Origin of the sequence: Streptomyces sp. PTY087I2 (assembly GCF_001687325.1) — a bacterium.
GTDB lineage: Bacteria > Actinomycetota > Actinomycetes > Streptomycetales > Streptomycetaceae > Streptomyces.
This window is the reverse complement of record NZ_LZRD01000004.1, coordinates 179,058-200,639: the sequence shown is the minus strand read 5'-3', so window position 1 is coordinate 200,639 and position 21,582 is coordinate 179,058. Positions and strand designations below refer to the sequence as shown.

The following is a 21,582-nucleotide window of genomic DNA, read 5'->3' as shown; positions in this document are numbered from 1 at the left end:
GTGTTCATAACATTTCGACAGAGAATTGACTCCGCACCGCCACCCGATGCATCCACTCGGTGCCACTGCGCTCACATGAGCCCCGCCTTTTGACGGGGCTCGCTCTTTATGCCCGATTTATCTGAGGCCTGGGCCACTCGGAATCGTCGATTCCGAGTGTTTGGAACGGGGCCGGTCCCCGTGCTGCAATTCGACGAACTCCCCAGTAGTACGGCCCTGAACGAAATAATCCGGCACAACGTAGGTGCCGACGCCGAGAGGTTGTTGGTCGAGTGAGGCGAAGCAACGAGGGCTCCGCGGCGCAGCCCGAGCGGGGCAACTTCACCCCGCCGCCGCGCGCTGCGGCGTCCCCTGCGGATGTGCCCGAGACGGAGTCCGCGGCCGATGGCAGCACCAGCCGGCTGTCCCCGCGCAACTGGCGGGTGGCCACCCGGCTGAACGCGATCCTCCTGATCCCGGTGCTGGTCGGCCTGGTCATGGGCGGCTTCCAGGTGAAGGGCTCCATCGACACCTGGGGCGAGGCCCAGGAGGCCGAGAAGATCGCGAACGTCGTGCGCGCCGCGTCCGACTACGGGCAGGCGCTGCTGAACGAGCGGGACCTCACCGCCCAGCCGCTGCTCTCGGGCGACCGTGACGCCGATGTGGTCGAGCGGACCCGGGCCACCACGGACGAGGCCGCGCGGAAGTTCGACGCCGCGGTGAAGGACATGCCGTCCAAGCCCGGCCTGGAGCGCCGCCTGAAGCTCTTCAAGGGCGAGGAGCCCAAGCTTCCCGAGCTGCGCAAGGCCGCCTACTCACAGGCCCTGGACCCGGTGAAGACCGAAGAGGGCTACGTCCAGGTCCAGCACTCGCTGATGGAGTTCTCCAACGAGCTCGGCCTCGGCACCGGCAACATCACCAGCTACGGCCGTACGGTCTACGCGATCGAGCTGTCCAAGGCTGCAGAATCGCTTCAGCGCTCGATCGGCATGCACCTTCTGGTGCGCCCGAGCAAGAAGCCCGGTGTCTACAACGACCAGGTCAAGGCCTTCGGCTCGTACAACTACCTGGAGCAGATCGCGCTCGGCGAGTTCAACTCCGGTGGTACCGAGGCCGACGTCGACCGCCTCAAGCAGGTCATGGCCGGCAAGGCCGCCGAGGGCGCCAAGCAGCTGAAGGCCGCCAAGGAGCAGGCCGAGGCCGCGGGCAAGCCCTTCGTGGCGCCGCCGAGCATCGACGGCTCGGTCTTCGACGGCATGGCCCAGGAGATCGGCAAGGGCCAGGACCCCGCGGAGCTGGCGAAGAAGGGCATCACGCCCGAGACCTGGATGGCCGCGGCGACCGCGAAGTTCGAGGGGTACGCCACCGTCGAGGACGAGCTGGTCGCCAAGGCGGTGGACGAGGCCGCGAAGATCTCGTCCGACGCCAAGACCGACGCCATCGTCAACGGCCTCATCGTCGTCATCGCGCTGCTGGCCGCGTTCATCCTGGCCGGGCTCATGGCCCGCCAGATGAGCCGCTCGATGCGCCAGCTGCGTACCGCCGCCTTCGGCATCGCCGAGCAGCGGCTGCCCTCCCTCGTCGACCAGCTCTCGCGTACCGACCCGGGCCGGGTCGACACCCGGGTGCAGCCGATCCCGATCACCACGCAGGACGAGATCGGCGAGGTCGCCCGCGCCTTCGACCAGGTGCACCGCGAGGCCGTCCGGCTCGCCGCCGAGCAGGCCATGCTGCGGGGCAACGTCAACGCGATCTTCACGAACCTCTCGCGCCGCAACCAGTCGCTCATCGAGGGCCAGCTGACCCTGATCACCGACCTGGAGAACAACGAGGCCGACCCGGACCAGCTGGAGAGCCTCTTCAAGCTGGACCACCTGGCGACCCGTATGCGCCGCAACGGCGAGAACCTCCTCGTCCTCGCGGGCGAGGAGCCCGGCCGCCGCTGGGACCAGCCGGTGCCGCTGGTGGACGTCCTGCGGGCCGCCTCCTCCGAGGTGGAGTCCTACGAGCGCATCGAGCTCTCCGGCGTCCCCGAGGCCGAGATCCACGGCCAGGCCGTGACCGACCTCGTGCACCTGCTCGCCGAGCTGCTGGAGAACGCCACGACGTTCTCCTCGCCGCAGACCAAGGTCAGGGTCACCGCGACCCGGCTGCCCGACGGCCGCGTCATGGTCGAGATCCACGACAAGGGCATCGGCCTCACCGCCGAGGACTTCGCCGACATCAACCACAAGCTGGCCAACCCGCCGACCGTGGACGCCGCGGTGTCCCAGCGCATGGGCCTGTTCGTGGTCGGCCGGCTGGCCGACCGGCACGGGATCCGGGTCCAGCTGCGCCCCTCGGGCGAGCAGGCCGGGACCACCTCGCTGGTCATGCTGCCGGACGCCATCACCCACGGTGGCGGTGGCGATCCGCAGGCCGCCGAGGACGACTTCACCGTCTCCTCGATCATCCCCGAGCAGCAGTCGGCCTTCGATCCGGCTCCGCAGCAGGCCCCGATGCGTACGGCGGCGGAGCTCGGCTTCGACGACTCGCGCTACGAGACCCCCGCGGACCCGGGCCAGCTGGACCCGGTCAACCGCTCGCTGATGCGCGAGGAGCGCAGGGCGGCCCTGGAGGCCCAAACGGGCGCCGGCGGCCCCTTCGCGGACAACGCCCAGGAACAGCAGGGCTACGCGCCGGAGCCGTACGCGGGCGACCCGTACGGCGACCAGCAGCAGCCGCAGCAGGGCTACGCCGATGAGCAGTACGGCCAGGACCAGTACGGGCAGCAGCAGCCGCAGCAGCAGTACCAGGAGTCGTACGAGCAGCAGCAGTACGGCGCCGGGGACGGCTACCCGCAGCAGGACCAGCAGGCGCAGCAGCAGGACGGCTACGACGGCTACGCGGAATCGGCATATGCCGCTCCGGACGCCCGGCAGGGCCAGTACGCCGACGCGTACGCGGCCTCGGCCGACCAGTCCCACCAGGATGATTGGCCTGTTCAGAACGGTTTCCAGAACGGTTATGAGCCGATGGCTCCCGCCGAACCGGAATCTGTTCCGAGCACGCCCGCAGAGCCCTCGGAGCGCGTAGGCTTCGACCGTCCGGGACCCACCCCGAACGTCGGCCACGAGCTGACCGAAGCCGGTCTGCCGCGCCGCGGCGGTCAGCAGCACTGGCACCCCGGCCCCGGCGGCCGCGGCAACGACCAGCCCGCTCCGGCCCAGCGGCCCCGCCCGCAGCAGGAGCAGCGGCAGGCCCCGCAGACGGACGGGGACGGCTCCGACGACTGGCGCTCGGCGAACGACGAGCGCTGGGAGCGGGCCGAGAAGCTCCGTGAGCCGAAGGCGGGCGGAATAACCCCCTCCGGTCTCCCCCGGCGCGTGCCCAAGGCCAACCTGGTCGAGGGCACGGCGGAGCAGACCCAGCAGGGCGGCCCACAGGTCTCCCGCGCACCCGAGGACGTCCGCGGCAGGTTGAGCAACCTGCGGCGGGGGATCCAGCGGGGACGCAGCGCGGGGTCGGACACCAGTACCACCTACAACCAGGAGCGTTAGTGTGAGCCCGATGAGCCAGGCGGCGCAGAATCTCAACTGGTTGATCACCAATTTCGTGGACAACACCCCCGGGGTGTCGCACACGGTGGTGGTCTCCGCCGACGGACTCCTGCTGGCGATGTCCGAAGGTTTCCCGCGCGACCGCGCCGACCAGCTGGCGGCCGTCGCCTCCGGTCTGACGTCGCTGACCGCGGGCGCCTCGCGGATCTTCGAGGGCGGCGCCGTGAATCAGACCGTTGTGGAGATGGAGCGGGGATTCCTCTTCATCATGTCCATCTCCGACGGATCCTCACTCGCCGTTCTGGCCCACCCGGACGCCGATATCGGTCTGGTTGGGTACGAAATGGCCCTTCTGGTGGACCGCGCGGGCAGTGTCCTGACTCCGGACCTCCGCGCCGAACTTCAGGGAAGTCTTCTTAACTAGTAGACAGACAGTGCGTTTCTCGCCACCGCGCCATAAAGTGCGGTGGCGCGGCCCCACTGGGATCGGCGACCGGCAGTCGGAGGAGGAAACGTGGCAGCACCCACAGGCGGGCACCCATACAACGGTGACCAGAGGGTTCCGGGTGAGCACGGTGACAACCGTTTCGGCTTCCCTGCCGCATCCGGTGGTCAGGGCCCCGGGCAGTATCAGCCATATCAGCACCAGGAGCACCAGCAGCAGGGTGTGCCCGGCGGCCCGGGGTCCGAGTGGCCCCAGCAGCAGCCGGGTTCGGGCTGGCCGCAGCAACCGCAGCAGCGGTACGACACGTCCCAGCAGCCGCGCATCCAGCCGGTGCAGCAGCGGCGGGCTCCCGAGCCCGCCAAGCCCGCCGCGCACAACCCGCTGGTCCGTCCGTACGCCATGACCGGCGGCCGGACCCGACCGCGTTACCAGCTCGCCATCGAGGCGCTGGTCAGCACGACGGCCGATCCGGCCCGGCTGCAAGGGCAGTTGCCCGAGCATCAGCGGATCTGCCGGCTCTGCATCGAGATCAAGTCGGTCGCCGAGATCTCGGCCCTTCTCTCGATCCCCCTCGGCGTTGCCCGGATCCTCGTCGCCGACCTGGCCGAGGCCGGACTCGTCGCTATCCATCAGCCCGGCGGCGACGAGGCCGCCGGCGGCCAGCCAGATGTGACACTGCTCGAAAGGGTGCTCAGTGGACTTCGCAAGCTCTAGCGGCGGAGCGGCCCGCTCCACTACCTCGGCGAAGATCGTGGTGGCAGGGGGCTTCGGCGTGGGTAAGACCACGTTTGTCGGTGCCGTCTCGGAGATCAACCCGCTGCGCACCGAAGCCGTGATGACGTCCGCCTCGGCGGGCATCGACGACCTGACCCACACCGGGGACAAGACCACCACGACGGTGGCCATGGACTTCGGACGTATCACCCTGGACCAGGACCTGATCCTGTACCTCTTCGGTACGCCGGGCCAGGACCGTTTCTGGTTCATGTGGGACGACCTGGTCCGCGGCGCCATCGGCGCCGTCGTCCTCGTCGACACCCGCCGTCTCGCCGACTGCTTCCCCGCCGTCGACTACTTCGAGAACAGCGGCCTCCCCTTCGTCATCGCCCTCAACGGCTTCGACGGACACCAGCCCTACACCCCCGACGAGGTCCGCGAAGCGCTCCAGATCGGTCCGGACACCCCGATCCTGACGACGGACGCCCGCCACCGCGCGGACGCCAAGAGCGCGCTCATCACGCTCGTCGAGCACGCCCTGATGGCACGCCTGCGCTAGGACACCCGCCGGTCCCGTACGCGAAAGGGCCCCGCACTCCTCGGGAGTGCGGGGCCCTTCTCGTAACGTCCGGCGGGGGTGGTCAGCCCTGCCAGCTGTGCGGGGCGCGGAAGCCCGGCGTGCGCTCCAGGCGGCGCCAGCCGGCGGTGTCACGGCCGCGGTGGGTGGGGGCGGAGGGCTGGGCGGCGGCGCGGGCCATCAGGACGGCGGTGATGGCCGCCAGCTCCTCGGGGGCCGCGTGCCCCTTCTCGACGCGCAGAACGGACTCGGCGGGGGTGAGGCTCATGGTGGGTGTCTCCGTCTTCTCGGCAGCTGTCGTGGACCGTGCGGCGGATCGCGCCGTCGCCGTGGCGACTACTGCGGGGGGTTGCCGTGCTTGCGGGACGGCAGGTCGGCGTGCTTGCTGCGGAGCATGGCGAGCGAGGCGATGAGCACCTCGCGGGTCTCGGCGGGGTCGATCACGTCGTCGACGAGGCCGCGCTCGGCCGCGTAGTAGGGGTGCATCAGCTCCGCCTTGTACTCCTTGACCATGCGGGCGCGCATGGCCTCGGGGTCCTCGGCGTCCGCGATCTGGCGGCGGAAGATGACGTTGGCCGCGCCTTCGGCGCCCATGACCGCGATCTCGTTGGTGGGCCAGGCGTAGGTGAGGTCGGCCCCGATGGACTGGGAGTCCATGACGATGTACGCGCCTCCGTAGGCCTTGCGCAGGATCAGCGAGATCCGCGGCACGGTGGCGTTGCAGTAGGCGTACAGGAGTTTCGCGCCGTGGCGGATGATCCCACCGTGCTCCTGGTCGACGCCGGGCAGGAAGCCGGGGACGTCCAGAAGGGTGATGATCGGGATGTTGAACGCGTCGCACATCTGGACGAAGCGGGCGGCCTTCTCCGAGGCCTCGATGTCCAGCACCCCGGCCAGCGACTGCGGCTGGTTCGCGACGATCCCCACGACCTGGCCGTCCATCCGGGCCAGCGCGCAGATGATGTTGCGGGCCCAGCGCTCGTGGATCTCCAGGTAGTCGCCGTCGTCGACGAGCTCCTCGATCACCCGGTGCATGTCGTAGGGGCGGTTCCCGTCCGCCGGAACCAGATCCAGCAGCACGTCGCCCCGCCGGTCGGCCGGGTCGTCGCTCGGCGCGGTCGGGGGGTTCTCGCGGTTGTTGGAGGGGAGCATCCCGATGAGGTAGCGGACCTCGGCGATGCAGGTCTCCTCGTCGTCGTACGCGAAATGCGCCACCCCGGACGTCTCGGCGTGCACGTCCGCGCCGCCGAGCCCGTTCTGGGTGATCTCCTCGCCGGTGACCGCCTTCACGACGTCCGGGCCGGTGATGAACATCTGCGAGGTCTCACGGACCATGAACACGAAGTCCGTCAGCGCCGGACTGTAGGCGGCGCCGCCCGCGCACGGGCCGAGCATCACGCTGATCTGCGGGATGACTCCGGAGGCGCGGGTGTTGCGCTGGAAGATCCCGCCATAGCCGGCGAGGGCGGAGACGCCTTCCTGGATACGGGCGCCGGCGCCGTCGTTGAGGGACACCAGCGGGGCACCGGCCGAGATGGCCATGTCCATGATCTTGTGGATCTTCGTGGCGTGGGCCTCACCCAGCGCCCCGCCGAAGATCCGGAAATCATGCGCGTAGACGAAGACCGTCCGGCCCTCGACCGTCCCCCACCCGGTGATCACACCGTCGGTGTACGGCTTCTTCGCCTCCAGGCCGAAACCGGTCGCCCGGTGCCGACGCAGCTGCTCGACCTCCTTGAACGAACCCGGGTCGAGGAGCAGCTCGATGCGCTCGCGGGCGGTCAGCTTGCCCTTGGCGTGCTGCGCCTCGGTCGCCCGCTCGCTCGGTCCGCGCCGCGCCTGCTCGCGCAGGGCCAGCAGTTCGGCCACCCGGCCTCGGGCGTCGGTCGGCTCACCCTGGGTTTCGTCCACAACGGTCATGCATCGACCCTACGAACCCCGACCCAGAAATCTCGCCGTCGACTCCGTACAGTCTCCTGCCCGGTTTCGTGGTGGGAGTGGACAGAAGCATGCCGCCGTGCAGGCGATCCACCAGCGAAACGCCGACTCTGGTTGTGGGGACTCCACAAGTGCGGGGTGTGCGGTGGGCCACACGTCACTGAGGGGGCCCGAAGGCCCCCTCAGTATGGCGCAGGGCGGTCCCCCCGCCGTCCACCGCGCCCGGAATCCGGCCGGCCGGGAGGTCAGTCTCCGCAGTGGAAGCGGGCGTCGCCCCAGTCGGCGTGGTCGTTCCCGTTGCCGTCGCCGCCGTCCTGGACGATCAGCTCGGCGTACTTCGCGCCGGTGACGTCGGCGGTGAGTTTCCAGGCGGGGTCGGCCGCCCCCAGTACGGGCGACGCCACCTTCTCCGTACCGTCGGCGGTGACCGAGAACCGTACGCTCCCCCGGCTCGTCTGGACGTCGTCCACCCCCACCTCGGCGGTGAAGGAGGTGCACTTCCCGCCCAGGTAGTAGCGGATCTTCGCCGGAGCGTGCGTGCCCAGGCCCTTGTCGTACGCGACACCGCCGATCTTCAGCGGTCCGCCGTCCCCGGCCCCGGCCTCCCCGTTGGACCGGTCACGCTCGACCGGGCCCCAGCCGTTCTCCGAGGCCGTCCAGTCCAGGTCGCTGGCCCAGCTGTCCTTGGTGGGCGGCGGCGGGAGCGTACGGACGGAGGTGCCCGCGCCGAGCGTGCGCCCGGCGCCCTGGACGGCGTACGTGGCCTTCGCCTCCAGCGCGTACGTGTCGTAGGGGGCGTCCACCGGCGGGGTGACCCGCCAGCTGCCGGTGACCTTCGCGCCCGGGGCGACCGAGTCGAAGGCGACCGGGCCCGCCGGCTCGGCCCGCCAGCCCTCGGGCACGGTCAGCGCGAGCTTCACATCGGTGGCGGCGCTCGCCTCGTCGTTGCCGAAGGTCGCCTTCACGGTGTTCGGGGCGCCCGGCTCCAGGGTCTCGGCGTCGGCGGCCACGCCGAGCGTGCCGCAGACGGCCTCCTCGCCCGCCGGGGCGGGGCCGAGGTCGGTGACGGTGAAGCCGTCGAGCACGAAGTCCGCGCCCTCGGGTGCTCCGGGGAGCTTGCGCAGCCCGGTCCAGGCGTCGCCGCAGCCCGCGGTGAGGGTCCGGCTGAACTGTCCGGTGGTGCGCTGCTGCCCGATCGGGGTGGCCCGGGTCTCGGTCGATGCGGCCTTTCCGCCGGCGACCCGGTCGTAGCCCTCGACCCAGCTGTAGGCGCCGGCGTGGCTGGACTGGTAGGCGAACTCGACCTGGTACCGGTGGCCGTCCTTCATCGGGACGGTCCAGGGGGCGGTGCGGTAGACGAGCCCGGTGTTCTCCTCGTGGGCCTTCAGGGACTCCTTGCCGCCGAGCACGTCGTCGATGAGCTTCCCGTTCCAGCCCGCCTGCGTGTACGGGGCGTTGAGCTGGGAGATGTGGGTGCGGGGGTCGGTGGAGCCGCCCGCGTCGCCCTTGAGGAAGGGACCCCAGCCCTGGTCGACGGCCTCGAAGTCCTCGTACGTCACGGTGCCGGCGCGGGTGGCGGGGGCGTTCTCGACGATCCGTACGTCATCGGCGCGGACCTTGGCCGCGGAGCCCACCGCCGCCTCGATGCGCAGGGTGGTGCGGCCGTTCGCGGGAGCGGTGAAATTGACCTCGGCGCGCTGGAAGTAGGTGCCGTGCCAGTCGGAGGCGGCGACCTGGTCCTTCGCCGTGGAGCGCTCGACGGCGACCGACTGTCCGCCCGCGCTCAGCACCGTACGGCGGGACTGTCCGGGCTCGACCTCGACGAGGGCGGAGGCGGTGTAGCGCTTGCCGGGCTTGAGGCCGGTGACGGTCTGGGAGAGCGCGGCCGTGGCCGTCCCCGAGAGCTCGACGCTGTTGCGGCCCTGGTCGTCGGTGTCGCGGACGGCTGTGCCGGTCTTCGTCCAGCCCTTCAGGTCCCGGTCGTTGAAGCCGGGGTCGGTGAGGCCGGTGCCTTTGCCCCAGTCGGCGGCGGTCTCCTTCGGCGCCTGGCCGGGGTAGAGGACGTAGGCCTGTCCGGCGGTGGCGGTGAGCGTGATCTTCCCGTTCACCGGGCGTACGGTGGCGGTCTTCTCACGGCCGTTGTCGGTCAGCTTGTAGACGGTGTACGCGCCCTTGCCGGGCACCTCCCAGGTGCTGGTGCCCCCGGTCTCGCTGTAGTGGTAGAGCTTTTTGCCGCCGTCCCACGGGAGCAGGTAGTCCGTCCCGCTGAGCACCTTGCGGCCCTGGTCGTAGAAGGTCCGCCTGCCGTCCTCGACCGTGCCGCGCACCCCGCCGGTGAAGGTGATGTCGTTGCCTTCCCAGCGGGTGATCCTCTGCTGCTGGAGGTACTTGGCGGGGAGGTTCTTCTGCCAGATGTTGGCGGTGAAGGCGTTCCAGTCGGTCTCGCCGGTCCAGCCCTCGAAGTCCTCCAGGGCGCTCTGGCCGAGGACCGGGTGGTTGTTCCAGATGTCCTTCTCGCCGTTGCGGATGAACCGGATGATCTGCGAGTTGAGGCCCTTGTTGGTGGCCCCGCCGTAGTTGAGGTCGTTGGCCCAGTGCGACCAGAGCGAGGCGCGTTCGAACTTGTCGGCCCACTCGGTGCCGACGGTCCAGCCCTGCTTCTGCACGGCCTCGATCGTCTTGTCGGCGATCCAGCCGTGGCTGTAGTAGACGTCGATGTAGAGGAAGTCGAGGTTCTTGTCGGTCTCGTCGCGCAGTTGGCGGAAGCGCTTTTCCAGGTCGCCGCTGTTGATGTCGCGGCGCTGGTCGATGTAGTAGCTCTGGTTGAGCCAGTTCCAGCCGGGCTTGGACTTGTCGACGAGCTGCTCGGAGAAGGCCTTGGCCTCGGGGTAGGACTCGGTGGCGTTGACGTGGACGCCGAAGTCGGCGCCCCACTTCCCGCCTTCCTTGAGCAGGGTGTTGAGGTCCTTCAGCCCGCCGGCCCGCTTGTTGTAGTTGCCTCCGTAGTCCGGGTGGGCGGAGTCGTGGCCCTCGGAGCCGTACCCCTTGAGGACGGCGAGCTGGCCGAGGCCGTCGGTGGCCTTCGAGATCCGCTTGACGTCGTCCAGGGTGCGCAGGAAGGGGTGGGTGGCCTGGCTGGCGAAGTTGAACGGGATATGGGTGACGACCCGCTTGGCGGTGTCCTCGCTGCCGGGCGCGGTGACGCCGATGGAGCGGAAGGCGATGGCCCCGTCCTGCCAGTCGACGGCCTTGTCCCCGTTGGCGTCCGGGGTGACGACGACCTTGGCCCAGGGCAGGTTCTCGCCGCTCTCGGGCCGGGGCGCGCCCTCGCCCCGGTAGGTCCACTGGCCGGACCAGACGCCGACCCGGACGCCGCCGGCCTCCTCGGTGCGCGCCTGGTGCCAGAAGCGGGCGTCGTCGCCGCCGGTGGGCCCGGAGGGCTTGTCGTACGAGGAGTTGGACTCGATGGCCGCGGCGAGCGATCCGGTGTTGAGGATCGCGTAACTGGCCCCGACGGGCGCGGAGTCGGGCTTCGTCTCCCCGGTGACCTTCGCGAAGACGTCGGCGGTGCGGGTGGAGTCCGGGTCGAGCGTCGTGAACGCGGTGGCGGCCCCGGACTCACTGGACCCGACGGAGATCAGGTCGTGCCCGGGGATGTCGATGGTCCCGACCCGGAAGGCGGACGTGTCACGGACGGCGGTCACCTTGAACGTGGTGGCCCGCCCGGAGACGGTCAGCGAGGCGTCGATCTCGACGCCCGGCAGGGAGTCGAAGACGAGGGTGTAGCGGGCGGCGGAGCCGGTGATCTTCGGCGCGCCCTTGAGCTTCACCGGGTGGGCGGTCCCGTTGAGGGTGACGGCGGTGACCGGCCGGGTGGAGCCGAGCAGTTGCTCGCCGCTCGCCCGGTCGGTGTACGACAGGACGCGCGGGAAGTCGTCGGCGACGGCGACGGCGAGCCGGTCGGACCGGATCACGGCGGACCCGGCGGCCCTGGCCTCTCCGGCCGGGGTGGGGCTCGACGGATCGGCGGCTGCGGCGGGGAGGGCGGCCCCCACGAGCGCCAGGACGGCTGCGGAGGCCGCGGCGACCAGGCCGGGGCGAGGGAATCTTGGCGACATGGCCCCCTGAGTAGTCGTCGTGTCCGGACACCGTCAACGAACTTCGGGCCGGGGGGCCGACTCCGTCCAACAACCCCGATGCGTTAGTCCAAGTCGCCGGGGCGCGGCCCGACTCGCGGACCCGTTCACCTCTTGGCCGTAAATGCCCCTCTCCGGTCACGGTTCGCACCCGCTCGGTTCCGGCAAGTACCGCTTCGGGGCGTCGAGTTGTGAAGACTCGGAATTTTTGAGAGCGCTCTCAGTCACAAGTATTGACGGTCGTGCCGGGCCTCGCGAGAGTGGTGCGCACCGCAGGCACCCCCACGGCCCCTGACCCTCCCCCGCACCACCCCCCACCTCCGCCTGCGGCCCCCCACCACCTCGGGAGTCCCCTCGTGATTTCACGCCGAATGTTCCTGACCGGCGCCGTCGCCTCGGCCGCGGCGCTCACGTACCCCGCCTGGGGCACCGCGCTGAGCCCGCGCGCGTCGGCGGCCCCCGCGACCTGCGAACTGGCCCTGGAGAACAAGTCGTTGCCGGGCACGGTGCACGCGTATGTGACCGGCCACGAGCTGGGCACCGACCGCTGGGTGCTGCTGCGGCCGAACGGCGAGGTCTACCGCCCCGACTCCCCCGGCGCCCCGCAGACCCCGCTGCCCGTCGACTGCGCCATCCCGCTCAAGGGCGCGGGCGAGGGCCCGGTCGTGCTGACCCTGCCGCAGATGTACGGGGCGCGGGTCTACTTCGTCCGCGACGACAAGCTGGACTTCTTCCTCAACCCGGGCCCGTCCCTGGTGGAGCCGGCCTTCGCGACGCCGACGGACCCGAACTACGGGCGGACCTGGGCGTTCGCCGAGTTCACGTTCAACACCGAGCAGTTGTACTCCAACATCAGTTACGTGGACCTGATCACCGCGCTCCCGATCGGCATCACGCTGGAGGGGGACGGCACCCACGTCGTGGCGCCGCACCCGGAGGGCGCGGTGGAGCGGATCGCGGCGGACCTGACCGCCCAGGCGGCCGCCGACGGGCAGCCCTGGGACCAGCTGATCACCCGGGGCGACGACGGCAAGGTGCTGCGGGTCGTCTCGCCGCAGAACATCATGGCCCCGTACTTCGACCGGCCGGACGAGATGCCGTTCCGGGGTCTGTTCGAGGCGCAGATCGACGAGGTGTGGGAGAAGTACCGCTCCGAGGACCTGCGGATCGACCTCCAGGGCGGCCGGGGCACGCTGGCGGGCCGGGTCAGCGGTGACGTCCTCACGTTCGAGGGCGGCCACACCTTCACCAAGCCGGAGACGAAGGACATCTTCACCTGCAACCACGGGCCGTTCACCAACGACCCGGGCGACTCCGACGACAAGAAGGCGATCCTGGCCCGGCTCGCGGCGGGCTTCAACCGCTCGATCATGCTGAGCCACCCGAGCCAGCCGAACGGCACGTCCACGTCGGACTACTACAGGACCGCGGTCACCAACCACTGGTCCCGGGTGGTCCACGCGAACAGCCCGATCGGTTACGCGTTCCCGTACGACGACGTCCGCCCGGACGGCGAGCCGGACGTCTCGGGCGCGGCGCACGACGGGAACCCGCGCCGCTTCACGGTGAGCGTGGGTTCCTGACGCCCGCCCGGTAGACATGCGTGTGCCCCCGCCACCCCGGCGGGGGCACACGCATGTCCGTAGGTGGGTGCCCTAATTGACACGATGTGTGGCGTTCTTGACTTCGCCCCGGCGCCCCGGGACGGTGCCGTATGCGAATGAACCGACTCCCCCACCGGCTTCTCACGGCCGTCACCACCGGACTCCTGCTGACCGCCGCGGCCCCGGCGCACGCGGACCCCGCCCCGCCGCCGTCACCCGCCCCGCAGGCCTCCGGCGCGCACGGTCTGCGCGCGTTCCAGCAGAGCTACGGCCTGCCCCCGACCGGCCGGGTGGACGCCGCCACCGCGCAGCTGCTCAGGACCGCCCCGGACAGCGAGCTGCGGACGTTCTTCGCCGCCCCGTCCGACCTCGGCCCGGAGCAGCTCGCCCACGCCCGGACGGTCATCGGCGTCGGCAAGTGGGCGGAGCTTTCCGAGGAGGCCCAGGTCATCGCCCTGATGACGGCGATGCAGGAGTCGAAGTTCGTCAACTACACATCGCCGGTCGACCATGACTCGCTGGGCGTCTTCCAGCAGCGCCCCAGCATGGGCTGGGGCACGCCGGCGCAGATCACGCACGTACCGACCGCGTCGAAGTCGTTCTACGGACTGCCCTCACCCAGCGCCAATCCGGGGCTGCTCCAGATCGACGGCTGGGAGTCGATGGAGCCGGGCGAGGTGTGCCAGGCGGTCCAGCGGTCCGCGTATCCGGACCGGTACGCGCAGTGGGAGGACTTCGCCCGGGACCTGCTGGAGCAGGAGGGCCCGGACGCCGACCCGGTCCCGTAGGCCCTGAGGACCCGGGGGGCCGCCCCGGCGCGGGACGGCCCCCCGGGCATCCGGCTCTCAGCAGCCGCCGCAGTTGTAGTAGGTCACGTCCCAGTGGTTGCCCTCGTCCGCGTAGATGTTGCCGGATCCGGACTGGTACTGGCGGGCGCCGTCGCCGCGGGTGCCGATGTAGGTGAAGACGCCGGTGACGTAGTTGTTCACGCAGGTGCTCTTGGCGAAGTCGAGCTTGTAGCCGTTCCAGTGGGAGTACGTGCCGGAGGCGTGCCCGGTCTCCGTGCCGCCGGTGATCCGGAGCGCGCAGCCGGTGGCGCTCTTGAGGGTCTGCGCGCCCTGGGCGCTGGCCAGGTTGAGCTGGTCGAACGATGTGCAGGTGGGGTTGTTGCGGTTGGAGCAGCCGCCGGAGGACGACCAGGTGATCCCGGACGAGGTGAACCGGGAGGTCGCCTGGGCGTGGGTCAGTTTGGTCACGGCGTGCGCCTCGGTGGCGCCGCTGCCGAGGGCGCCGATCCCGGGCACGAAGAGCGCGCCGAGGACGAGGGCCAGGGCGGTGAGGGCGGAGCGGAGTCGTGGACGGGTCACCATGGGGGATTCCTCCTGCTCATGACAAAACGACGGGTGTACGGGCGCGGGGCCGCGCACACCGGGGCAGGGAGATAGTGCCCGAGTTCTACGCGCGTCGCCAGAGGGCGATGCGCAAGAAAGGTTGAATTTTGAACAAGATGGAGTTATGGTCGATCTCGTTGAAGGTTAAACAATCTCACGCATCCCGTCCCCCGAGGAGGAGCCATGGCTCTGTTCAACCGCAAGTCGTCCGCCCCCACCGCCGTCGCCGAGGCCCCCGCGGTCGACCCGGCGCTCGCCGCCCTGACCGGCACGTACACCCTGGACCCGGCGCACAGCAGCATCGGCTTCACGGTGCGCCACGCGATGGTCACCAATGTGCGCGGCTCCTTCGCCGAGCACGAGGGCACCCTGGTGCTGGACGGCACGGACCCGGCGAACTCCTCCGCCTCCATCGACGTGAAGATCGCCAGCGTGGACACCGGCATCGCCGACCGCGACGGCCACCTGGTCAGCGGCGACTTCTTCGACGCCGAGACGTTCCCGCTGATGACGTTCCGCTCGACGAAGGCCGAGCAGCTGGGCGGCGAGGCGTACCGGATCACCGGCGACCTCACCATCAAGGACGTCACGCGCCCGCTCTCCATCGACCTGGAGTTCAACGGCTCCGCCACCGACGTCTACGGCAACGAGCGCGTCGGCTTCGAGGGCAGCGCCGACATCCTGCGCTCCGACTGGGGACTGACCTGGAACGCGGCGCTGGAGACCGGCGGCGTGATGGTCAGCGACAAGGTGAAGCTGACGTTCGACATCTCCGCGATCAAGGCCGCCCCGGGGGCCTGACCTCCTCCGTACGCACGCACAGCGCCCCGCACCCGGATCTCCCCGGGACGGGGCGCTGCGTGCGCATAGGGGGGCTGTGGCTACTTCGCGACCTTCTCCGCGAAGAGCGGGACGACCTTCTCCAGCGCGTAGGAGACGGACAGGACCGAGTCCGTGGCGAACGCCTGCGAGATGTCCTTGTCGTCGAAGACGATGTCGTTGCCCGCCTTCACCGACGGGACCGCCTTGTACAGCGGGTCCTTGCTGATGTCCGTGGCCGGGATGCCGATCGGGGTCATGACCGTCAGATCGGCGTCGAGCAGGTCCAGGTTCTCCTTGGAGACGGAGACGGAGAAGCTCTCGCCGGCCTGGGCCTCGGCCTTCGGGTTGTTCTTGAAGCCGAGCCGCTCGACGAAGTCGATGCGCCCGGTGCCACCGACGTAGACGCCGAAGCCCTCGGACGTACGCGAGCCGACCGTGATGGTCTTGTCCTTGAACTCGGGGTGGGCCTTCGCGGCGGCCTCGAACTTCTTCCCGGTCTCCGCGATCAGCTCCTTGCCCTTCTCCGGTACGCCCATGGCGGCGGCGATCATCGTGGTCTGCTGCTCCCACGAGATCTTGTACTGGTCGCCGCCCTTGGGCACGCCCACGGTCGGGGCGATCTTCTTCAGGGTGTCGTAGCGGGTCTGGTCGCCGCTGGACTTGGTGTCCAGGATCAGGTCGGGCTGGAGGGAGGCGATCTTCTCGAACTCCGGCTCCATCGTGCCGATGAGCTCGGGCTTCTTGTCGTACATGCCCTTGGCCCACGGGCCGACGCCCTCGCCGCCGAACGGCAGCCAGTCGCTGGCGCCGACCGGCTGGCCGCCGAGCGCGAGCACGGTCTCGGCGTCGCCCCAGCCGAGCGCGACGATGCGCTTGGGCTGCTTGTCGACGGTGACCTCGCCGAACTTGGTCGCCACCTTGGCGGGGAAGGCGCCTGCGGACGCGCTGCCGGAGGCGGAGGGGGACGAGGAGCTGTCGGAGTCGTCCGACGAGCCACAGGCCGAGAGGCCGACGAGCAGGGCGGCGACGGCGCCGGCCACCAGGACGGGGGTGCGCCGGGCGCGGGGAGCGGAAGCGTTCATACCCTTTAGGTTAGCCTCACCTAATGACAACGGTGCCATCGGGTTGACCCGAAGGACTGTCCCGTACGCCGGAGGGCCTGCTTCCCCCCGTACGTACAAGGCTCGGACCGTACGTACGAGGCTCAGACGGCCGGGTCCTTGATGTGGTGGCGGCCCAGCGGCACGACCATCGGGGTGGCCGACGCCGGGTCCTCGATCACCGAGCAGCGCATCCCGAAGACCTCGCCGACCAGCTCCGCCGTCACGATGTCGGACGGCCGGCCCTCCGCGACGATCCGCCCCGCCCTCATCGCGATCATGTGGTCGGCGTACCGGCAGGCCAGGTTCAGGTCGTGCAGCACGGCCACCATGGTGACGCCCTGCTCGTGGTTGAGGTCGGTGAGCAGGTCGAGGACGTCGAGCTGGTGGCTGGCGTCGAGGAAGGTCGTCGGTTCGTCGAGCAGCAGGATGTCGGTGCGCTGGGCGAGCGCCATCGCGATCCACACCCGCTGGCGCTGGCCGCCGGACAGCTCGTCCACCGACCGGTCGGCGAGCTCCAGGACGTCGGTCGACAGCAGCGCCTGTGCGACGGCCCGGTCGTCCTCGGCGCTCCAGCGGCGGAACCAGCCCTGGTGCGGGTAGCGGCCGCGGCCGACGAGGTCGGAGACGGTGATGCCCTCCGGGGCGGTGGGGCTCTGCGGCAGGATGCCGAGTACGGAGGCGACCTCCTTGGTCGGCATCTCCTGGATGGACCGGCCGTCCAGGAGCACCGCCCCGGCGGAGGGGGCCAGCAGCCGGGCCATCGCCCGCAGCAGGGTCGACTTCCCGCAGGCGTTGGGGCCGACGATGACCGTGATCTTCCCGGGCGGCACGGCCACGCTCAGACCGGGGACGATCTCGCGTTCGCCGTAGCCGAGCCGGACGTCCCGGGCTTCCAGAGTGTGTTCGGCCACGGCAGGGCCACGCCTTTCGTCGTCTTGTCGATACGTCGTCATGTCCGGGGTTTTCTCCATCTCAGCCTCCGCTGCCGACGCGGTTGGCGCGGGCCAGGAGCAGGAGCAGATACGGGGCCCCGATGATGCTGGTGACCACGCCCACCGGCAGCTGCACGGGGAACAGGTGCTGCGCGGCGAAGTCCGCGACCAGGACGATCAGCGCCCCGGTCAGGGCGGCCTGCGGCAGGGCCGCGCCCCGGCCCGGTACCAGCCGGCGGGCGATCGGGGCGGCGACGAACGCCACGAACCCGATGGGCCCCGCGGCGGCGGTCGCGGCGCCGGCGAGCGCGGTCGCGCAGGCCAGCAGCGCGAGCCGGCCGTGCTCGACCTTCGCGCCGAGCCCGGCGGCGGCGTCGTCCCCGAGCTGGAGGGGGCGCAGCGCGTGGGCGGCGAGGACGGTCAGCGGTACGAGGAGGCCGAGGGCGATGAGGAGCGGCCACATCTGGCCCCAGGAACGGCCGTTGAGGCTGCCCGCGAGCCAGCGGAACGCCTCCTGCGCGTTGGCGACCTCGGCGCGCGCCATCACGTACCAGACGACGCTGGAGAGCCCCATGCCGACGCCGATGCCGACGAGGACCAGGCGCTGTCCGGCGATGCCCTGGCGCCAGGCGAGCAGATAGATGGCGGCTCCGGCGGCCAGTGAGCCGGTGAGGGCGGTCGCGGAGAGGGCGAGTCCGCTGACCTGGAAGAGCAGGGCGGCGGTGACGGCGACCGCGCTGGCCCCGGCGCTGATGCCGATGAGGTCGGGGCTGGCGAGGGGGTTGCGCAGCACGGTCTGGAAGACGGCTCCGGAGAGTCCGAACGCGACGCCGACGAGGATCGCGAGAAGAGCGCGGGGCAGCCGCAGTTCCAGCACGACGAACTGCGATCCGCCGTCGCCGCCGCCGAACAGGGTGGCCACGACCTTCCCGATGGGCATCACCATGTCGCCGTAGCTGAGCGAGAGCCCGAACACGACAACCACGGCGGCGAACAGGCCCGTGCCGACGAGGACGGAGCGGCGCAGGCCCCGGCCGCGTACGGCGGCGACCTGGCGTACGGCGCCGGCGAGCCGCTCCTTGTCCGCGTGCGCGGCGTTCTTGGCGACAACGGGTGCCCGGCTCACAGTTCCACCAGCTTCCTGCGCCGGACCAGCCAGATGAAGGGAATGCAGCCGATCGCGGCCGTGACCACGCCGACCTGCACCTCGCCGGGGCGGGCGATGACCCGGCCGACGATGTCGGCGACGAGCAGCATGACCGGGGCGAGCACCATGCTGTACGGGAGCACCCAGCGGTAGTCGGGCCCGGTGATGAGGCGGGCGGCGTGCGGTACGGCGAGCCCGACGAAGCCGATGGGCCCGGCGACGACGGTGGCCGCGCCGCAGAGGATCACGACGGCGAGGGCGGAGACCATGCGGATGGCCCCGACGCGCTGGCCGAGGCCGCGGGCGAGATCGTCGCCGAGGGAGAGGGCGTTGAGCTGCGGTCCGAGCGCCAGGGCGAGGACGGTGCCGACGAGGATGAACGGCGAGACCTGCCACAGCACTTCGGAGCTGCGGGCGGTCAGCGCACCGAGCTGCCAGAACCGGAACTGGTCGTAGCTGCCCCGGTCCTGGAGCAGGATCGCGCTGGTGATCGAGGTGAGGACGGCGGCGGTCGCGGCCCCCGCCAGCGCCAGTTTCACCGGTGTCGCGCCTTCGCGCCCGAGCGAGCCGACCCCGTACACGAGGAGCGCGGCGAGCAGCGCGCCGAGGAAGCCGAACCAGATGAACTGGGTGGCGACGGTGAACCCGAGCAGGGTGATCGAGCACACGACGGCCACGGACGCGCCGGCGTTGATGCCGAGGAGCTGGGGGTCGGCGAGGGGGTTACGGGCGACGCCCTGCATCACCGTGCCCGCGAGGCCGAGCGCCGCACCGGCCAGCAGCCCGGCGACGGTGCGCGGGATGCGGACCTCCTGGACGATGAGCTGCCCCTTGACCGCCGTGTCCGGGTCGAGGACGCCGTCGACGACATCGCGGAAGGGCACATCGCCGGATCCGACGGCGAGGCTGGCGACGACGGTGAGGAACAGCACGGCGAGGGCGGCGAGCAGCCCGAGGGCGAGCACGGACCGGCTGCGCCTGCGCCGCGATTCCTTGCCGCCGCCGGCCGGTTTCTCCTTCTCCAGGAGGGTCGAGCCGCTCACGACCCGGCCGCCGGGGCAGCCGGAATGCGGGGGTGCACTGTTGTTCGTTCCTCACGCTCGTACGTCGGCGCCGGGGAGCACCCCGGGGCACGGGAGACGCCCTCGTCGCCGGCCCGCCCGGACGGGGAACGGCCGGTCCACCCCGGGCGGGCGACATGAGGGGGCCCAAAGTAAGGTCACCCTAACAGCGCCGGTCAGCACCGCGCGCTGCCGCACCCCACGAGCTCCGGAGCACCGTCTTGTCGTACGCCGCCGACCCCACCGCCCCCACCACCGGTCCGCTGGCCGGGGCCGTACCCCTGGGCTCGGCGGACGAACTGCGCGAGCTTCTGGGCACCCCGCACCCGATCGTCATCGACAAGGTCCACGACCGGCTCACCGACGACGACCTGGCGCTGCTGGCCCGCTCGCCGTTCTGCACCCTGGCCACGTCCGACGCGGACGGCAACTGCGACGCGACCCCGCGCGGCGACACCCCCGGCTTCACCCATGTCCTGGACCGGGGCACGATCGCCCTCCCCGACCGCCCGGGCAACCGCCGCGCGGACAGCTTCCACAACATCCTGGCGAACCCGCGCGTGGGCCTGCTCTACCTGATACCGGGCGCGATGGACGTCCTGCGCGTCAACGGCCGCGCCCGCATCCTCACGGACGCCCCGTTCTTCGACGCGATGACGCTGAAGGGCCAGCGCCCGAAGCTCGCCCTGGTCGTCGAGATCGACGAGATCTTCCGCCACTGCCCGGCGTCGCTGAAGCGGTCGGGGGTGTGGGCGCCTCGGACATGGGAGGGGGCGGAGGCCCGCGTCGATGGCGAGTGACACGTGCGACCTCGGCCGAGAGGTGACGGCACGACGGTCCGTACGGCCCGCGGGCCCACTCAGCCGGACACCGCGTCCAGGAGGCCGTAGAGGATCTGATACGTGAGGAAGGACGCGGGGACCGCCACGGCGAGGCTCAGACCGCGTTCCTTCCAGGTGCGCGCCAGCAGCAACGGAAGGCCGCAGGCGAGAGCCCCGCAGGCCACCGCCTGAGGCGCGTACCCCAGTCCGAGCCAGTAGTGGAGGCCTTCACTGCCGAAGAGACCGCCGAGTGCGCCGAGCGCCACGTAACGCCGCCAGGGTTGCGTACCGCGCCTCGACCACGCGCCCGCGATGCCGAACAGCGGCCCCGCGACACAGGCCATGGCGAGCCAGAGCAGCGGAAAGGTGAGAGAGCCCATTCCGTCCCGCCCGAACTCGGCGTACCCGTAGTAGCCGACGACGAGCCCGATCTCCGCCAGGGCTCCGGCCGCCGCCGGAAGGCGATGGCCGTCGGTACGGTTCGCGAGGGCGGCCCCGGCGGCGAACGCGAACATCGTCCAAACCGCTCCGGAGTTGGCCAAGTTGTTCCACGCCCCGGGCAGCCAGCCCTGCGACAGGTTCGTCAGGACGCCCCCGACGAGCCCGGCGCCGAGGCACAGAACGGACGCACCCGGGGCACTCTTCAAGCGCAGGCGGGGTGAAGTGATCGCATCGGTGGTAGCAGCCATGCCCCGACTATACACAGGGTCTATACGCACGGTTTATACGTGCGGTTCATAGTCGGTCATCCGCCCGGGCGGATGACACCAGAGACTGATCACGACCACGTCCGGGTCGACAGCACCAGCAGATAGCCGTCCGGGTCCCGGAGCGTGACGCCCCAGGTGTCCCAGTACGGATTGTGCGCGGGCACCCGCGTGCCGCCGTGCTGTTCGAGCCGCTGCACGAGGGCGTCCGGGACCTCCTCGCCGAGGTAGACCACCAGCAGGTCCTCGGGCGTCGGGCGCGGTTCGACCGGGGCCGAGGGGTCATGGACGAGTTCCAGGTGCCAGGCGGCGCCGGGCCAGCCGACCATGAGCAGCGAGTGGGTGCCGGGGGTGCCGTCGGACTCGTGGCGGTACTGGACGTCGAGGCCGAGCCCCGCGGCCCAGAAGCGTTCGGCCGCCGCGAGGTCCCGGGAGGGGCGGGCGATGCGCACATGGGCCGTGGCGTCTGCCGGCATCGGGGAACCTCCTGGTGAGGTGGGGGTCCATCGGCCGCGGAGGACCGCTTGCCCCCGGACCCTACGGAGCGCGAGGCCACCCACACATCGGGCGGACGCCCTACGACCCCGGCCGTAGACCGCGGTCGCCGCCCGAGCGGCCGGGCGGGCCGACCCGTCGGACAGAGGCGCGCGGCCTCCCCGTACA

18 protein-coding genes are annotated in these 21,582 nt (G+C 70.8%); 8 read left to right on the top strand and 10 right to left on the bottom strand.

The genetic code is table 11. The features are described from left to right. Nucleotides 1–272: 272 nt before the first annotated feature. From A3Q37_RS05675 to A3Q37_RS05660, 4 genes are all read left to right on the top strand, one after another. Nucleotides 273–3,518 carry a nitrate- and nitrite sensing domain-containing protein gene (locus A3Q37_RS05675; protein ID WP_065478422.1) on the top strand — a complete coding sequence of 1,082 codons (3,246 nt, stop codon included), beginning with the start codon at nucleotides 273–275 and terminating at the stop codon, nucleotides 3,516–3,518. 10 nt (nucleotides 3,519–3,528) lie between these two features. Then, nucleotides 3,529–3,942, top strand: a complete 414-nt coding sequence (locus tag A3Q37_RS05670) for a roadblock/LC7 domain-containing protein (RefSeq protein WP_006127847.1) — start codon at nucleotides 3,529–3,531, stop codon at nucleotides 3,940–3,942. Nucleotides 3,943–4,032: 90 nt separating this feature from the next. Further along, nucleotides 4,033–4,677, top strand: a complete 645-nt coding sequence (locus A3Q37_RS05665; RefSeq protein WP_176711354.1) for a DUF742 domain-containing protein — start codon at nucleotides 4,033–4,035, stop codon at nucleotides 4,675–4,677. Further along, nucleotides 4,658–5,239: an ATP/GTP-binding protein gene (locus A3Q37_RS05660; protein ID WP_014048542.1), complete on the top strand. Its 582-nt coding sequence runs from the start codon at nucleotides 4,658–4,660 to the stop codon at nucleotides 5,237–5,239. The genes A3Q37_RS05665 and A3Q37_RS05660 overlap by 20 nt, the downstream gene beginning before the upstream one ends. A gap of 82 nt (nucleotides 5,240–5,321) precedes the next feature. Here A3Q37_RS05660 and A3Q37_RS05655 read toward each other — a convergent pair whose 3' ends face one another. The 3 genes from A3Q37_RS05655 to A3Q37_RS05645 form a co-directional block, all read right to left on the bottom strand. Further along, a complete protein-coding gene (locus A3Q37_RS05655) occupies nucleotides 5,322–5,525 on the bottom strand; it encodes an acyl-CoA carboxylase subunit epsilon (protein ID WP_065478416.1) in 204 nt (67 codons plus the stop codon). A gap of 68 nt (nucleotides 5,526–5,593) precedes the next feature. Next, nucleotides 5,594–7,177 carry an acyl-CoA carboxylase subunit beta gene (locus tag A3Q37_RS05650; RefSeq protein WP_065478408.1) on the bottom strand — a complete coding sequence of 528 codons (1,584 nt, stop codon included), beginning with the start codon at nucleotides 7,175–7,177 and terminating at the stop codon, nucleotides 5,594–5,596. 263 nt (nucleotides 7,178–7,440) lie between these two features. After that, a complete protein-coding gene (locus tag A3Q37_RS05645; RefSeq protein ID WP_065478405.1) occupies nucleotides 7,441–11,313 on the bottom strand; it encodes an endo-alpha-N-acetylgalactosaminidase family protein in 3,873 nt (1,290 codons plus the stop codon). Between the two features lie 389 nt (nucleotides 11,314–11,702). Between A3Q37_RS05645 and A3Q37_RS05640 the strand changes: the two genes are divergently transcribed. Both A3Q37_RS05640 and A3Q37_RS05635 read left to right on the top strand, forming a co-directional pair. Beyond that, nucleotides 11,703–12,914: a glycoside hydrolase family 64 protein gene (locus A3Q37_RS05640; protein WP_176711359.1), complete on the top strand. Its 1,212-nt coding sequence runs from the start codon at nucleotides 11,703–11,705 to the stop codon at nucleotides 12,912–12,914. 137 nt (nucleotides 12,915–13,051) lie between these two features. Further along, nucleotides 13,052–13,723: a peptidoglycan-binding domain-containing protein gene (locus tag A3Q37_RS05635; protein ID WP_107471496.1), complete on the top strand. Its 672-nt coding sequence runs from the start codon at nucleotides 13,052–13,054 to the stop codon at nucleotides 13,721–13,723. Nucleotides 13,724–13,780: 57 nt separating this feature from the next. Here A3Q37_RS05635 and A3Q37_RS05630 read toward each other — a convergent pair whose 3' ends face one another. Continuing rightward, the gene (locus A3Q37_RS05630; RefSeq protein ID WP_065478398.1) at nucleotides 13,781–14,305 is read right to left on the bottom strand and encodes a hypothetical protein; all 525 of its coding nucleotides are present in this window, start codon (nucleotides 14,303–14,305) and stop codon (nucleotides 13,781–13,783) included. A gap of 204 nt (nucleotides 14,306–14,509) precedes the next feature. Between A3Q37_RS05630 and A3Q37_RS05625 the strand changes: the two genes are divergently transcribed. Beyond that, on the top strand, nucleotides 14,510–15,127 hold the full coding sequence (locus A3Q37_RS05625; RefSeq protein WP_065478393.1) for a YceI family protein: 618 nt from the start codon (nucleotides 14,510–14,512) through the stop codon (nucleotides 15,125–15,127). An 80-nt stretch (nucleotides 15,128–15,207) separates the two neighbouring features. Here A3Q37_RS05625 and A3Q37_RS05620 read toward each other — a convergent pair whose 3' ends face one another. The 4 genes from A3Q37_RS05620 to A3Q37_RS05605 form a co-directional block, all read right to left on the bottom strand. Further along, nucleotides 15,208–16,230: an iron-siderophore ABC transporter substrate-binding protein gene (locus A3Q37_RS05620; protein ID WP_065478390.1), complete on the bottom strand. Its 1,023-nt coding sequence runs from the start codon at nucleotides 16,228–16,230 to the stop codon at nucleotides 15,208–15,210. A 122-nt stretch (nucleotides 16,231–16,352) separates the two neighbouring features. Continuing rightward, complete coding sequence (locus A3Q37_RS05615; protein ID WP_065478718.1) at nucleotides 16,353–17,204, bottom strand: ABC transporter ATP-binding protein; 852 nt, start codon at nucleotides 17,202–17,204, stop codon at nucleotides 16,353–16,355. A 19-nt stretch (nucleotides 17,205–17,223) separates the two neighbouring features. Next, nucleotides 17,224–18,309 carry an iron chelate uptake ABC transporter family permease subunit gene (locus A3Q37_RS05610; RefSeq protein WP_065478387.1) on the bottom strand — a complete coding sequence of 362 codons (1,086 nt, stop codon included), beginning with the start codon at nucleotides 18,307–18,309 and terminating at the stop codon, nucleotides 17,224–17,226. Further along, nucleotides 18,306–19,373 carry an iron ABC transporter permease gene (locus A3Q37_RS05605; RefSeq protein WP_065478385.1) on the bottom strand — a complete coding sequence of 356 codons (1,068 nt, stop codon included), beginning with the start codon at nucleotides 19,371–19,373 and terminating at the stop codon, nucleotides 18,306–18,308. Before A3Q37_RS05605 ends, A3Q37_RS05610 begins: the two co-directional genes overlap by 4 nt. A gap of 239 nt (nucleotides 19,374–19,612) precedes the next feature. Between A3Q37_RS05605 and A3Q37_RS05600 the strand changes: the two genes are divergently transcribed. Beyond that, nucleotides 19,613–20,191 carry an MSMEG_1061 family FMN-dependent PPOX-type flavoprotein gene (locus A3Q37_RS05600; RefSeq protein WP_065478382.1) on the top strand — a complete coding sequence of 193 codons (579 nt, stop codon included), beginning with the start codon at nucleotides 19,613–19,615 and terminating at the stop codon, nucleotides 20,189–20,191. 59 nt (nucleotides 20,192–20,250) lie between these two features. Here the strand turns inward: A3Q37_RS05600 and A3Q37_RS37670 are convergent, their stop codons facing one another. After that, nucleotides 20,251–20,901 carry a DUF6518 family protein gene (locus A3Q37_RS37670; RefSeq protein WP_255311749.1) on the bottom strand — a complete coding sequence of 217 codons (651 nt, stop codon included), beginning with the start codon at nucleotides 20,899–20,901 and terminating at the stop codon, nucleotides 20,251–20,253. Between the two features lie 89 nt (nucleotides 20,902–20,990). After that, a complete protein-coding gene (locus A3Q37_RS05590) occupies nucleotides 20,991–21,395 on the bottom strand; it encodes a VOC family protein (RefSeq protein ID WP_065478380.1) in 405 nt (134 codons plus the stop codon). Nucleotides 21,396–21,582 lie beyond the last annotated feature (187 nt).